This window comes from Rhizobium sp. J15 (genome assembly GCF_002531825.1).
GTDB lineage: Bacteria > Pseudomonadota > Alphaproteobacteria > Rhizobiales > Rhizobiaceae > Rhizobium.
In genome coordinates this window covers 26,189-39,708 of sequence record NZ_NWSX01000003.1, presented here as the reverse complement: position 1 = coordinate 39,708, position 13,520 = coordinate 26,189, and the positions used below count along the sequence as shown (strand labels likewise).

At 61.1% G+C, this 13,520-nt stretch carries 15 protein-coding genes and 1 tRNA gene; 6 read left to right on the top strand and 10 right to left on the bottom strand.

Annotation, left to right across the window (positions count from 1 at the left end):
* Positions 1-25: 25 nt before the first annotated feature.
* Together CO670_RS03800 and CO670_RS03795 are read left to right on the top strand one after the other, a co-directional pair.
* The gene (locus CO670_RS03800; protein WP_097589259.1) at positions 26-1,537 is read left to right on the top strand and encodes an FAD-dependent oxidoreductase; all 1,512 of its coding nucleotides are present in this window, start codon (positions 26-28) and stop codon (positions 1,535-1,537) included.
* 99 nt (positions 1,538-1,636) lie between these two features.
* Positions 1,637-1,834, top strand: a complete 198-nt coding sequence (locus tag CO670_RS03795; RefSeq protein WP_245425738.1) for a hypothetical protein — start codon at positions 1,637-1,639, stop codon at positions 1,832-1,834.
* Between the two features lie 206 nt (positions 1,835-2,040).
* On the opposite strand, the gene CO670_RS03790 is transcribed toward CO670_RS03795, so the two are convergent.
* Positions 2,041-2,211: a hypothetical protein gene (locus tag CO670_RS03790; protein ID WP_176538864.1), complete on the bottom strand. Its 171-nt coding sequence runs from the start codon at positions 2,209-2,211 to the stop codon at positions 2,041-2,043.
* Between the two features lie 125 nt (positions 2,212-2,336).
* On the bottom strand, positions 2,337-2,594 hold the full coding sequence (locus CO670_RS03785; protein WP_088674087.1) for a DUF982 domain-containing protein: 258 nt from the start codon (positions 2,592-2,594) through the stop codon (positions 2,337-2,339).
* A 493-nt stretch (positions 2,595-3,087) separates the two neighbouring features.
* On the opposite strand from CO670_RS03785, the gene CO670_RS03780 reads away from it, so the two are divergent.
* Positions 3,088-3,939, top strand: a complete 852-nt coding sequence (locus tag CO670_RS03780; RefSeq protein ID WP_097589033.1) for a nickel-binding protein — start codon at positions 3,088-3,090, stop codon at positions 3,937-3,939.
* 103 nt (positions 3,940-4,042) lie between these two features.
* Here CO670_RS03780 and CO670_RS03775 read toward each other — a convergent pair whose 3' ends face one another.
* From CO670_RS03775 to CO670_RS32855, 3 genes are all read right to left on the bottom strand, one after another.
* Positions 4,043-4,312, bottom strand: a complete 270-nt coding sequence (locus tag CO670_RS03775) for a DUF982 domain-containing protein (protein WP_097589032.1) — start codon at positions 4,310-4,312, stop codon at positions 4,043-4,045.
* A gap of 506 nt (positions 4,313-4,818) precedes the next feature.
* The gene (locus CO670_RS03765; protein ID WP_097589030.1) at positions 4,819-6,225 is read right to left on the bottom strand and encodes an adenylate/guanylate cyclase domain-containing protein; all 1,407 of its coding nucleotides are present in this window, start codon (positions 6,223-6,225) and stop codon (positions 4,819-4,821) included.
* A 120-nt stretch (positions 6,226-6,345) separates the two neighbouring features.
* Positions 6,346-6,516, bottom strand: coding sequence for a hypothetical protein (locus tag CO670_RS32855; RefSeq protein ID WP_176538866.1), 171 nt, complete (start codon positions 6,514-6,516; stop codon positions 6,346-6,348).
* 162 nt (positions 6,517-6,678) lie between these two features.
* Between CO670_RS32855 and CO670_RS03760 the strand changes: the two genes are divergently transcribed.
* A complete protein-coding gene (locus CO670_RS03760; RefSeq protein ID WP_097589029.1) occupies positions 6,679-6,906 on the top strand; it encodes a hypothetical protein in 228 nt (75 codons plus the stop codon).
* Between the two features lie 814 nt (positions 6,907-7,720).
* Here CO670_RS03760 and CO670_RS03755 read toward each other — a convergent pair.
* Positions 7,721-7,796 (bottom strand) — tRNA-Lys (locus tag CO670_RS03755).
* 230 nt (positions 7,797-8,026) lie between these two features.
* On the opposite strand from CO670_RS03755, the gene CO670_RS03750 reads away from it, so the two are divergent.
* Both CO670_RS03750 and CO670_RS03745 read left to right on the top strand, forming a co-directional pair.
* Positions 8,027-8,776 (top strand): cytochrome c biogenesis CcdA family protein, encoded by a 750-nt coding sequence (locus CO670_RS03750; protein WP_097589028.1) that lies wholly within the window; start codon positions 8,027-8,029, stop codon positions 8,774-8,776.
* Between the two features lie 46 nt (positions 8,777-8,822).
* Positions 8,823-9,785 carry an AEC family transporter gene (locus tag CO670_RS03745; protein WP_097589027.1) on the top strand — a complete coding sequence of 321 codons (963 nt, stop codon included), beginning with the start codon at positions 8,823-8,825 and terminating at the stop codon, positions 9,783-9,785.
* Here CO670_RS03745 and CO670_RS03740 read toward each other — a convergent pair.
* Genes CO670_RS03740 through CO670_RS03725 form a run of 4 tightly spaced genes read right to left on the bottom strand, consistent with a single transcriptional unit; the run spans position 9,753 to position 13,519 of the window.
* Positions 9,753-10,964 (bottom strand): UbiH/UbiF family hydroxylase, encoded by a 1,212-nt coding sequence (locus tag CO670_RS03740; RefSeq protein ID WP_097589026.1) that lies wholly within the window; start codon positions 10,962-10,964, stop codon positions 9,753-9,755. The genes CO670_RS03745 and CO670_RS03740 overlap by 33 nt on opposite strands.
* Positions 10,965-11,002: 38 nt before the next feature.
* Positions 11,003-11,515, bottom strand: a complete 513-nt coding sequence (locus CO670_RS03735) for a DUF934 domain-containing protein (RefSeq protein ID WP_088674096.1) — start codon at positions 11,513-11,515, stop codon at positions 11,003-11,005.
* A gap of 10 nt (positions 11,516-11,525) precedes the next feature.
* Entirely contained in the window at positions 11,526-13,196 is a 1,671-nt protein-coding gene (locus CO670_RS03730; RefSeq protein ID WP_097589025.1) for a nitrite/sulfite reductase, read from the bottom strand.
* Positions 13,197-13,204: 8 nt separating this feature from the next.
* Positions 13,205-13,519 carry a DUF2849 domain-containing protein gene (locus CO670_RS03725; protein WP_049735587.1) on the bottom strand — a complete coding sequence of 105 codons (315 nt, stop codon included), beginning with the start codon at positions 13,517-13,519 and terminating at the stop codon, positions 13,205-13,207.
* Between the last annotated feature and the right edge of the window lies 1 nt (position 13,520).

Here is a 13,520-nt window from a genome sequence, read left to right as displayed (position 1 = left end):
GCATAATACACATATGGAGATGAAGATGACAGAACATTCTACAGTCGACGTGCTGATATCGGGGGCCGGCGCAACCGGTCTGACGATGGCGATCGAGCTTGCGCGGCGCGGCATATCCTTTCGCCTGATCGAAAAACTCGACGACCCGTTCCGCGGCTCGCGCGGCAAGGGCATCCAGCCACGAACCCAGGAGGTTTTCGAGGATCTCGGCATCCTCGACCGCATCGTCGCACTCGGCGGCTTCTATCCCCGGCAGCGGGAATATAACGACGACGGAAGCTTCACCGAGTCCGACGCCATGCTGCGCGAGGAGCCGACGCCGGCCGAGCCCTATCGTCTTCCGCTGATGGTGCCGCAATTCCTGACTGAAGCCGCGATGCGAGAACGCCTCATCGAACTGGGACATCGGCCGGAATTCGGATGCGAACTCATCAATTTCGAACAGGACGAGACGGGCGTGACGGCGCGGCTCAAGAGCCGATCCGGCGAAGAAACCATCCGCGTGCGCTGGCTGGTTGGCGCCGATGGCGGCCGCAGCTTCGTGCGCCACGCGCTCGGTATCGGCTTTCCCGGCAAGACGCTCGGCGTGCGTGCGATCGTTGCCGACGTCGTGCTGACGGGACTGGATCGCGATGCCTGGCACCGCTTCGGCGAAGGCGACATGCAGCGACAGATCGCCCTTTGCCCACTGGCGGGAACCGAGCTGTTTCAGATCCAGGGACCGATCCCGCTCGAAGGCGAGATCGATCTCTCGGCGGCGGGCTTGACGGCGCTGGTGAGCGAGCGCACCGGCCGCGATGATATTCACGTCCACTCGGTTTCCTGGGCATCGGCCTTCAACATGAACGCCCGGCTGGCCGATCGCTACCGGCTTGGCCGCGTGTTTCTGGTCGGCGATGCCGCGCATACGCATCCGCCGACCGGCGGACAAGGTCTCAATACCAGCGTCCAGGACGCCTATAATCTCGGATGGAAGCTGGCGGCAGTCGCTGCCGGCGCCCCCGATGCGCTGCTCGACAGCTATGAGGAAGAGCGCCGTCCGATTGCTGCGGCGATGCTCGGCCTCGCGACCAAACTGCTCGACGCTCTGAAGCGCGACGATATCAAGCGCGGCCGCGAGGTTCATCAACTCGATATCGGCTATCCCGCCTCCTCCTTTGCACTGGAAAAGCCGGAACGGCATGGCGGCCTGCTGGCCGGCGACCGTGCCCCGGATGCGCCACTGACGGGTGCGGCCGGTCAGCCGATACGTCTGTTCGACCTGATCAAGGGCGCGCACTGGACGCTGCTGGGCTATGAGGTGGAGCAAGCAACGACACCACCGCGTCCAGGACTGCACATCCATAGGGTTGGCCGGCGCGGGGATGTCATCGACGAAAGTGGGCATTTCCGCGACGCCTACGCCCCGGCCTCGGGCGACTGGGTGCTTGTGCGACCGGACGGTTATGTCGGCGCCATCGTTTCGTCCCGCGACGCCTGGGCGCTCGAGGCTTATCTGGACAAGGTCGGTCTCGGTCCGGCTGCGGCACGGTCATGATGTACGAGGAAGGATGTTCGACCGGCGCTGCCGCAAATGCCACTTCGCACCGGCTTGACTGGCGGCTGATGCTGCCGGTCTTCATCATCGTCAGCCTCGATGCCGCCAGCAGCGGCGCCATCCTGCCGATCCTGCGTCGCCGTCACCGTTATCGTCACACCGGTCCTTGCCGGCTTCATTGTCGGGCAGAGCTTGTACGGCGCCTGGATCGGCGCAGTGGTGGCGATCGCGGTGACGGGGGCGGCCATCGCACGCAGCCGGCTCCCAAAGGTCGATCCGGAAACCGCAGGCGGCTGACGGCCCAACGGATCCAGCTCCCGATCCCGACAGAGGCCGCCGCCGCACGGTTCTTTAGAGGGCGTCGCTGGCGCAGATGTTTGCAGTCATTGAGCAGCGAGCGTATCGCCGCCTTGGCGTTGTCGTCATGCCAGGCAAGCACGGCTTCGACTTCCCAGGTTTGATCGGACCGCGCTTGATCGCGTTCCGAGGTCTTGCCGGCTGCATCAGTTCAACGCCAGCGGCAACTGAACCGGGCGAGGCAATGGCGGCAACGGCCGGCTGATGTCGACTTTTTTCTGCCATTCGGCACGCCGCAACTGGTCCCGCTCGCGGGTCGCACGGGATGCTTCGACAAGGGCTAGGGCGTTGGCGATCACCTGTTCGGTATGCGTCATGATCATCTCCAATGTTCCTGTTTTGTTCTAATTTAGAACTTTGGCCGAAGAAGTCAAGCACTCGATGATCTTGTGTGTCAGAGAGTGGATCGAGCCGCCAGCTGGGATCGAAGCGCGGCCGGCTTTCAGTCGGCAGCTTCTATGACGGCGATACCCGCTTCGTGGGCCGCTCTTACGAATGCCGCGCGAACCTCTTCCGGCCTGAGATCGCCAATGATCGCGTCAAGGCACGCCTTTACCGCTTCGAAATATTCTTCGCCGTCGTCCACCGGCCAATCGTGGAGCAGTGTGCGCGCGGCGTCCCATACAGAGTTAATGACGGCATAATGACCTAGCCCCATTGAGGCCAAGCCGAGCGGTCGAAAATTTGCCGTCTGTCTCACTTTCCTACAGCTTTTCCTAGTTTCGGTGAGCTCATCTCTATCGTGCAATTTGCGTGCCGAATGCGCGCCGAGTCAATGCGGGTCGGGGCGAAGGTTCGGAAGATTATCTTGCTCAGCGCTGGCGATGACAGCCATGTCTCCCGGATCCCCTGTAGGCCTTCGGCGCACCTGATAGAGCGTCGAGCTTTCGAAACGCCCTAAATGCAGCCGAGGTTCCAGCGTCGGCGAAGGCTTTCTGATTAAAATCCCGGCATTCCCTCAGAACTTGCAGCAATCTCCGACACAATCATGTATCTGCCTTTCATATCCCTATTTGACAATGTAATTCATCGGCAAAATCAAGAAATCATTCGGATCTTTCGATGATCTTTGCTTTGACGGAAGCATCGTCAAGATTTCAATGCTGCTCCTCGACTGGGCCCGATGTAGACGGAACAGCCTTCACACCGTACAATGCCCATATCCATATGGTTCAGATCCGGAGGAGCGCGCGATGCCCATCTTCATGGACCGGCACTATCTCGAGGGAACCTCGCCCGCCGAGGTTGCCCAGGCGCATCGCATGGATATCGACATTCAGGATCGATATGGCGTCAAGTTCCTCACCTACTGGTTCGACGAGCGGCGCGGGACGGCCTTCTGCCTGGTGGATTCACCCGATATAGAAACCGTCCAATGCGTGCATCGCGAGGCGCACGGTTTTGTCGCCAACGAGATTGTCGAGGTGGCTCTGTCAGCGGTCGAAGCCTTTCTCGGCCGCATCAACGACCCTGATCCGGCGCCTGGCCAGACATCGCCGCAAATGGATCCAGGCCACCGGGCGATTCTCTTTACCGATATTGTGGGCTCGACCGAGATGACGGCGCGCCTCGGCGACCGCATGGGGACAGAGCTGGTCCGGGCCCATGACGCGATCGTGCGCCGATGCCTCGGCAAAAATTCAGGCCGCGAAGTCAAACACACCGGCGACGGCATCATGGCAGCCTTCGCGGCGACAACGGCGGCCGTCGAATGCGCCATGGCGATCCAGCAGGAATTCCAACATTACAACAGCGGCAACAACGCCCAGCCGATCCATATCCGCATCGGCCTCGATTGCGGCGAGCCGGTCGAGGACAGCAACGATCTCTTCGGCTCTACCGTGCAGCTTGCAGCGCGCCTGTGCGCGGCAGCGGCCGGCGATCAGATTCTCGTGTCGGAGAACATATTCCGGGAATATGGCACCGCCGATCTTTTCGCTCACGCGACACGGCGGCGGCTCAAGGGATTCTCCAAGCCCATGCTGGCCTTCCGATGCGACTGGGCTCAGGCCGGCCCCGGCGGAAGATCGCCGTCCGCTGGATAGCCCTATGCCTCCAGCAGTTGGCAATGCACATCGTGGCTACTAAAGATGCGACTATCCGATCAGCGGGAACGCGCCGCGGTTGATAGCGGCGCGGTATATAGCTTCAAGCGTTGCCGATCGACCGCTCGAATTTGGGGCCACCCTCAAGCACGCCCGACATCTTTAGAAAACGCCGGAAATTCTCGCGCGCGGCGCTGAGCGGGAAACGGCCGCTCGCCGTATCCCTGCATGCCTTCAAGAGAGTGTCATATGCCAAGCCCCGTTTATCCATCGGCCATTCGTCCAGGACATCGAAGATCTCATCGAGACATGTGATCTGATCGATGAAATGATTTCGATGAAGAAAAACCGGATCGAACCGAGCTTCCGACATAGTAACCTCCCATTTATATTACTTTTTTATGCTTTAATTCTAATGAAAAACCATGATCCATTCAAGACAAAATCGGGTCAACATAACTTCAGGCGCCGTGACACTACTTCCATAATCGCAGAATAGCCCGATCAGATTATGCTGAAATCAATTGATCACCGGCCAGGGATAAATGCGCGCACACAGGCAAGCCGTGCCGATCAGATGCGCGTGATCAAACGACCCGGTCCTCGCATACGCTTGTAATGACATGATAGATTGCATCGAAAACCAACCTGCCAAGGAGAAGCTCGGATGAACAGATTTCTCACATTTGTCGCTGCCGGCGCGCTGATGGGCATGTCCACGGTGGCTTCCTCCTGCACGTCGCCTGGAAGGCCGGAGAGCCAAGATTACCAATATCAGCGGGACACGTCGGTAAACCCGGCATGTGCCGGCGGATTTAGACCTGGCAATGCTCGCTCGTGCAGCTATTGAAAGATGTGACCTCGACAAGCACGCGAAGCTTACGACAGGGCGAAAATCTTGACTTCCCTGCCGATGCCCTGGAGTTCCGCCATCCGGGAAGCCGATGTGACGCCGCTGTCGCGCAGGATTTCGGAGACATTGCTATCCTCGACAATCGCCTCCGTCGTCATGATCACGTTGGGGTCGGCAAGGCCCTGGACGCGGGAGGCGATGTTGACGGTCTGACCGAAATAATCCTGCCGGTCGTTGAGGTTGACGGCAAGGCACGGCCCCTCATGGATGCCGATCTTCAAGAGCAGGTCTTCGCTTCCATGTTCCGTATTCAACCGACGCATCGCCTCGCGCATTCTGAGCGCTGCCGCCACCGCGCGGTCCGGGCTCGGGAAGGTCGCCATGACGGCATCGCCGATCGTCTTGACGACCGCACCGGCCTCCGTAGCGACGATCTCGTGAAGAACGCGGAAATGCGCGCGCACCAGATCGAAAGCGGCGAGATCTCCCACGCGCTCATAAAGCGCGGTCGAGCCCCTCAGGTCCGTGAAGAGGAAAGTCAGGCTGGTAATCTTCAGGCGCTGATCGACATCGAGCGTGTCGGTCCGGTAGATGTCGCGGAAGCTCTGGTTCGTCAGCAGACGCTTGGCCGTCAGGAAAGGCCGGCGGCGGCCCAGCAGATCATGCAGGTCGTCTCCGGCAATGCAGACGTTCGGCACCACCCTACGGTCGGTGTGGTTCTCAAGGGTGAGGCGCAGCAAGCCGGGACGCATCGTCACGGTTTCGTTCAGTGCATGCCCGCGGCTGATGACCATCGAGAGGTTCTGGCGTTCGTTGGTGGGGTCACCCTGCACATCGATGAACTGCGCCGAATGTGTCACCGCATCGAAGATGATGATGAATTGCGCGGGTAACTGCATTGACACGAATGCTTTCTCGCCGGGCGCCAGCTCGATCATCTCAAGAAGGATGTTGGCGAACTTCGCTTCCAGATCCTCCGGCAGGTCGACACCGGAGCTGAAGAATATCTGGCGGTAATATTCGAGCGGCGGCAGCCGGTCGGGCTCATGTGCCGCGATCCTGCGCACGCGCGGACTGACGGTGAAAGTGACCTCGACCATCTCGTCGAGCGTCGGTTCGTATCCGGCCGCGCAGAGCGCGCAATGGTAGGTGTCCTGGACGACCCCTTTGAGCGTTGCGCCGCTGTCGAGGACGCCGCCGCATCCCGGGCAAAGGACATTCCAGGTCATCTCGAATGCGCCGATGCGGGCTGCGTGCAGAAACGCCGCGATGGTTTTTTCTTCGTCGAGATGATGCTTCTCGGCGAAGGCGAGCGCGTTGATGCGATTGAGATCGCGATCGGCGCCGCGCCGGACGACGTCTTCGATACACTTGACCGTCTGCGGGTCAGCCGCCTGTCGCAGGGTGGCAAAAAGCACGTCCACTTCACTCATTAGACAAGTCTCTGTGCAGGCAACACGGCGGACGACGCCAGGACCGAAATCATAACACGGGAATTTGCCAATAGAAATCTATCGGTGCGGCGAGCCAATCGGATGATTTTACGACGGCCCTCACTGCGGAGCGATGGCTTTTTCCGGAATCGTTTCAGCCGCCGACGGCTGGGTGGGATCGGCGGGGTGACCATAGATCGTGTAAGCCGCACCTGCCAAAATGCCCAGGACGAGAAGAGCCAATACATACAGCATCATTCCGCGGATTGCGGTTTTGGGTGTCTCATCCATGAGGAATCTCCAAGACTGCTCAATGGTCAAATCGAATGCGCGCGGATTTGGTTCCAAAATGGAAATCTGCGGAAGGCAAACGCCCTGCCGATGGCCATTATAAGGGAACAATCAAGCACGGATCTGGTTTAACGCTCACCCCTGTCCCTAGCGGAGGCGACGATGTGGGCAATCCTGATCGGTGCCGCTCTCATCATTGGCGGACTTCTTTTTCTGTTTCAATCAGCGCTCGGTCGAAGGCCGAGTAATCCGCATCGCATGCCGCAAGGCGGCGCGACGCTGGAACCCCGGCGCCAAGGCCTGAGGTTTCTCGGCCTCTCCCAAAACTGGCCGGCCCTGGCGGTGATCGCAATTGGTGTGCTTCTCTTGGCTTTTGGCGCGTATTCCTGACCAAGCGCGGCGTTGGCAGAACACGACCGCCTGTCATTAGGCTAAGAGAAGTTTGCAGGCGTCACTCCATCTGGTCGTGCGGACAATATTCCGCATGAACCGTGGATATCGACATGTTTTGTGTTGATGTACAAGTCTACTTGTTGCACGGTAAAAAAACCGAAAAAGGGAGAATGGGTGCAACCATTCTCCCTCCTCGCGGGCATAGCGCCAGTAGCTAAGGACGATCACTATAGCGTTGTCGGCGCCGATCGTTCCTTGGCTGCGGCATCATTATGGCTGAAATCACTAAAGCCGTGCGCGTGACCTGCTTTTAATCCACATGTTTATTAAGCCGCAGGTTTCTTGCTCAGTCACCTTCGAGCATCGTTATTTGCGAAAGCGGCCCTTCTCGCACCAGTACCGAACCTGAACGCCCGGCTGACTGGCGAAAAGACTTGCTGCAATTTGGCAGTTTTCGGAGTTGTATGCATCACCGTCCGCACTGTCGAACGATGCGACATGCAAGCGCATTTTTGTGTCCAGTACACTGCTTCGATATAGCGTATATTGGCTGCTGTCTTCATTGCAGCCAGCCACAGCCAACAAGACAAGAGGTAGGCACAGCGCCAGGCGTAAACTAACCGAACAGCGCTCAAACGCAGCAGCATGACACGGCTTAGCGATTGGGAGTGCAAACCACCCGCGAGCGCCCAGTCGAGTCCCGTGGGTCCCCAGCCCCTCTATGTTCATGTGTCTTGCGCCCATCGTCTGCGTAACCGCAGGTCACAATTGCCGCCACTCAAGTCTACCACATTGAATTCTTATATTTTTATGGTGAGAGCGTCGGGGTTCGAACCCGAGACCTACTGATTAAAAGTCAGTTGCTCTACCGGCTGAGCTACGCTCTCCCGCTCCGCGGGTGAAGCACCCCGGCTGGAAGTGGGCGGAACATAGGCAGGCGACCCATTGCGGTCAACCGAAAAATTTGGCTTTTTTCGGCGATCGGCACATTTCTTGCGCGCTCAAGCCCATTGCTTGCCCATGCGAAAGGGGATTTCTGCCGAGCGCAAAAAGGTGATTGGCAATCAGGGGCCCGGAAAGCTACGAACAGGGCGCAGATTGCAGCCGGAGAGAATGCGTGTCGATTGCCGATATTTCCCTGTGGAGCGCGTTGATTGCAGGGGCGCTTTCCTTTCTTTCGCCCTGCGTGCTTCCCCTCGTCCCGCCTTACCTGTGCTACATGGCCGGCATATCGGTCGAGCAGTTCCGCGGCGGCGGCGCGGTTGCGGTGGCGCCTGACGTCAGGCGTGGGATTCTCTTTTCCGCTCTGCTCTTCACGCTCGGCTTCGCCACCGTTTTCGTGGCGCTCGGCGCCGGCGCGTCCAGCATCGGCATGGCGCTCCGCCAGCATCTCGATCTGCTTTCCAAGATCGGCGGGCTCATCATCATCGTCATGGGGCTGAATTTCCTCGGCCTGTTCCGAATCGGCGTGCTAGCCCGCGAAGCGCGTTTTCAGAGCGGCGGCAAACCGGCGACGCTGACGGGCGCCTACATCATGGGTCTTGCCTTCGCCTTCGGCTGGACCCCCTGCATCGGCCCGGTGCTCGGCGCCATCCTCGGCGTTGCCGCTTCGCGCGAAACGGTCGGCTCCGGCGCCGGACTGCTCGCCATCTATTCGCTCGGCCTGGCCATTCCCTTCTGGATCGCCGCCGGCTTTTCAGGCGCTTTCATGCGCTTTCTGTCGCGTTTCCGCCGCCATCTCGGCACGGTCGAGAAGATCATGGGCGTTTTTCTCATCCTCACCGGCCTCGCTTTCCTGTTCGGCTGGGTCAGCGACGTGGCGATCTGGTTCCAGCAGACCTTTCCGATCCTGATGCAAATCGGCTAAACAGCTCTTACCCCCGCCGATCATCCCCGCGCATTGGAAGACCTCTTTGGCCGATATCGTCAGCCTGCTCCTGCCGTTCTTCGGCCTGATCCTGATCGGTTACATCGCCGCCAGCGCGACGAAGCAGCCGGCCGAGGCACTCGGCTGGCTGAACACCTTCATCATCTACGCCGCCCTGCCCGCTCTCTTCTTCAAGCTGGTCTCGCGCACGCCGATCGAAGAGCTGACGCGGATCGATTTCATCGTCACCGATATCGCTGCGACCTATGCGGTCTTCATCCTGCTCTTCGTCGTCGGCCGGGTGCTGCGCGGCAATTCGCTCGCCGATTGCACCATCCAGTCCTTCGCCGGCTCCTACGGCAATATCGGCTATATGGGGCCGGGCCTGGCGCTCCTGGCGCTTGGCGAAGGGGCGGCCCTGCCGGTGGCGCTGATCGTCTGCTTCGAAAACGCGCTGCATTTCATCGTGGCGCCGGCGCTGATGGCGGTGGCCGGCGGCGACAAGCGTTCTTCCGGCCGACTCGCCGCCGATATCGCGCGGAAGGTGGCGCTACATCCCTTCATCCTGTCGACGGCGGCGGGCTTTGCCGTGGCTGCCCTGCATCTCGACCAGCCGCCGGCGTTTCTGCGCCTCGTCGACTACCTCGCCCAGGCAGCTGCTCCCTGCGCCCTTTTTGCCATGGGCGTGACGCTGGCGCTCAGGCCGCTAAAGCGCATCCCGGCGGAGATCGGCTATATCGTGCCGGCGAAGCTGATCCTGCATCCGATCGCGGTTTTCCTGGCGCTGACGGCGATCGGCGGTTTCGAGCCGGTCTGGATCCAGGCCGCCGTGCTGCTCGCCTCGCTGCCGACGGCGACCAACGTCTTCGTCATCGGCCAGCAATACGGCGTGTGGCAGGAGCGCGCCTCGGCGACGATCCTGATCACGACGGTGTTTTCGGTGGTGAGCGTTTCCCTCTGGCTGATCGCGATCCGCTCAGGCCTTCTTCCGTTTGAGCTTTTCCCTTAGGGAATCGGGAATATCGCGAAAGCCGCGGCCCGGCTCGATCCCCTCGCGCATGACGATATTGCGCAGCGGCGGAATGGCCGAGAGGATATGCAGCCCGGCGGCGCGCAGCATCTGCACGGGCAGGAAATCCGAAAGCAGCGAGCGGTTGAGAAGATCGACGCTTGCCGTGCGCGTCATGATATCGGCGCGGCGCCGGCGGTCGAAGCTGTCGCCGGCATCGGCCGGCACCGGCAATTCGGCCCTGTCGCAGAGGATATCGGTCAGCACCATGATATCGCGCAGGCTGAGGTTCAGCCCCTGCGCCCCGATCGGCGGGAAGACGTGGGCCGCTTCGCCGATCAGCGCAATGCGCCCCTTGCCGAAGCGATGCGCCATCATGCCGGAGAGCGGCCAGACCTGGACGCCGTCCTCGACGCTCACCATGCCGAGCATGGACTGCATACGCGCCTCGACGAGAAGCCCAAGTTCGGCAAGGGGCAGTTCCATGCCGGCCGCCGCTTCGGCAGGGTCCTGCACCCAGACGAGGCTGGAACGGTTTCCCGGCAGCGGCACCTGGGTGAACGGGCCGTGCTTGGTATGGAATTCCGTCGAGATGTTCTGGTGCGGCAGGGAATGCGCGAAGTTGAGCACCATGGCCGATTGCGGATAAGACCAGTTGCGCACGCCGATGTCAGCCGTCTCGCGCAGCTTCGAACCGCGGCCGTCGGCGCCGACGGCGAAATCGGCTGACAGCGTGTCGCCTCCGGCAAGCGTGATCGACACGGCATCCGGGGCAATAGCAATCGATTCGGCCATATCGGTGAAGCGGGTGATATTGCCCTCGCCGGACGCGGCCTCCTCAAGCACGTCGATCAACGTCTTGTTGGGGAAATTATAGCCGAAGGCATCGAGGCCGACTTCGGCCGCACGGAACGTGGTCGTCGGCGCCCGCAGCAGCCGGTCAGTGCCGTCGATGATTCGCATGCTGGTGAGCGGTGCTGCCGCAGGGCGCAGCTTCTCCCAGAGCGCCAGGCGGTCGAGGAAGCGGATAGACTGATCCATCAGCGCCGTTGTGCGCCGGTCCTCTTTCGCGGCAACGGGCGCGACAAGCGCCACGCTGCGGCCGTCGCGGGCAAGTGAGATCGCAGCAATCATACCGGCGAGACCGCCACCGATCACCGCCACTTCGAATGTCTTCATGCTACCGTTCCGTCATCGTAAAACGGCGGATCGGTCGCTTATGCGGCCGGCTTCGCCTGACGGCGCCAACTATAGCCCTTGCCGGCTTCGGCGTCACGCACCGCCGGCTGATAATGATGGGGAATGGCGGGAAGACGATTTTCGGCCAGCCGCTTCAGCGCCGTGGCGTTGCTGACGGCAAAGCTGTCGATGCCGACGCGCAGCATCAACGGGACCTGATCGATCAGTACGTCGCCGATGGCGCGCAGCTCGTTGGTGTAACCCAAGCGCTGGCGCAGCAGCGAGGCATGGCTGAAGGCGCGGCCATCATTGAAGGCCGGAAAGGCGACAGCGACGATTGCGAGGCGATCGAGATAAGGCTCCAGGCGGCGCACGTCGTCGGCCGGCTTGATCAGCACGCCGAGGCCGACATCGTTGCTTTCGTCGGCCTTGGCAATCAGCTCGTCGAGGCCGAGCAGCGGTTTCTGCTCTCCGGTCGCCTTCACCTCTTCGGTTTCGATCACCCAGGGATCGTTTTCGACAAAACCGGTTTCTCTCCAGATCTTCGTCATCATCGCCTCCTTATGCCGCTTCCGCGGCCGAGCCATAGAGCGCGGCCTTGAAAGGCTGCGGCCCGACGCGGCGATAGGCGGCAAGGAAGGTTTCGGAAGCATTGAGGCGCAGGCCGAGATAGGTGTCGACGATCGTCTCGATCGCGTCCGTCACCCGGTCCGGCTCGAAGCCGCGCCCGATGATCTCGCCGATCGACGTATGTTCGTCACCGGAACCGCCGAGCGTGATCTGGTAGAGTTCGGCGCCCTTCTTCTCCACACCGAGCAGGCCGATATGGCCGACATGGTGGTGGCCGCAGGCATTGATGCAGCCGGAGATCTTGATCTTCAGCTCGCCGATCTCGGCCTGGCGTTCGGGATTGCCGAAGCGGCGGGAGATTTCCTGCGCGACCGGAATGGAGCGCGCATTGGCGAGCGCGCAGTAGTCCAGCCCAGGACAGGCAATGATATCGGTGATCAGCCCGGCATTGGCCTCCGCTAGGTTGATGGCGACGAGGCCGCGATAGACGGCTTCGAGATCGGCAAGCGCCACATGCGGCAGGATGAGGTTCTGCTCGTGGCTGACGCGGATTTCGTCGAAGGCATATTCCTCGGCGAGATCGGCGACGGCCTCCATCTGCGCGTCGGTGGCGTCGCCCGGAATACCGCCGATCGGCTTCAGCGAGATCGTCACCATGCCGTAATCGGGGTTCTTGTGCGGCTGCACATTCTGCTGGACCCAGCGGGCAAAGGCCGGATCGGCCTTCTTCCAGCGGGCAAGGTTTTCCCAGCCCTCGGCGCGCTCGGGCAGAGCGGGCGGCGCGAAATAGGCGGCGATCGCCTCGACATCCTGTTCCGGCAGCTTGAGCTCGCTGTCCTTCAGTGCCGCGAATTCGGCCTCCACCTGGCGCGCCAGCTCCTCGGCGCCGGTCTCGTGCACGAGGATCTTGATGCGGGCCTTATACTTGTTGTCGCGGCGGCCGTGCAGATTGTAAACGCGCACGATCGCCGTGGTGTAGGAGAGCAGGTCTTCCTCGGGCAGGAAGTCGCGGATCAGCTTGGCGATCATCGGCGTGCGGCCCTGGCCACCGCCGACATAAACTGCAAAACCGATTTCACCCTTGTCGTTCTTCTTCAGGTGCAGGCCGATGTCATGAACCTGGATGGCCGCGCGGTCGCGCTCGGCGCCGGTGACGGCGATCTTGAATTTGCGCGGCAGGAAGGAGAATTCCGGATGGACCGACGACCACTGGCGCAGGATTTCCGCATAGGGCCTGGGATCGGCGACTTCGTCGGCCGCTGCACCGGCAAAGTGGTCGGCCGTCACGTTTCTGATGCAGTTGCCCGAGGTCTGCAGCGCATGCATCTCGACTCTTGCTAGGTCGGCCAGCGCATCGGGGATCTCCGACAGCTTCGGCCAGTTGAACTGCAGGTTCTGGCGGGTGGTGAAGTGGCCATAGCCGCGGTCATAGGTGCGGGCGATATGGGCGAGCATGCGCATCTGGCGCGCGCTCAGCGTGCCGTAGGGAATGGCGATGCGCAGCATGTAGGCATGAAGCTGCAGGTAGACGCCGTTCATCAGGCGCAGCGGCTTGAACGCATCCTCGGCAAGCTCGCCGGAAAGGCGGCGCTCAACCTGGTCGCGGAACTGCTCGACGCGCTCGGTGACAAAGGCATGATCAAATTCGTCGTAACGGTACATCGTCTTCCTCAGACTGCAATGAATTCGGGATCGGCGGGAGCGTAGCCCGGTGCATATTCCATGGTCGGGCCCTGCGCGCGGATGCGCTCGCGGAGGCGAAGCGGCCAGAGAATGCCGTTGGTTTCCTGAACTTCGACAACGGCGACGTCAACAACCTCGTTGTCGGCATAGGACTTCTTGCCGATTGCCTCCAATGCTTCGACGGCTTCGTTGTGACGGGCGACGAGCGCCTCCTGCAGCGAGGTCGACCACTTGCCGTTCGCGTCCAGCCAGACGGCAATGCCGTCCGTCAGCCGGTTGGCGGTCAGAACCTTGTCTACCATA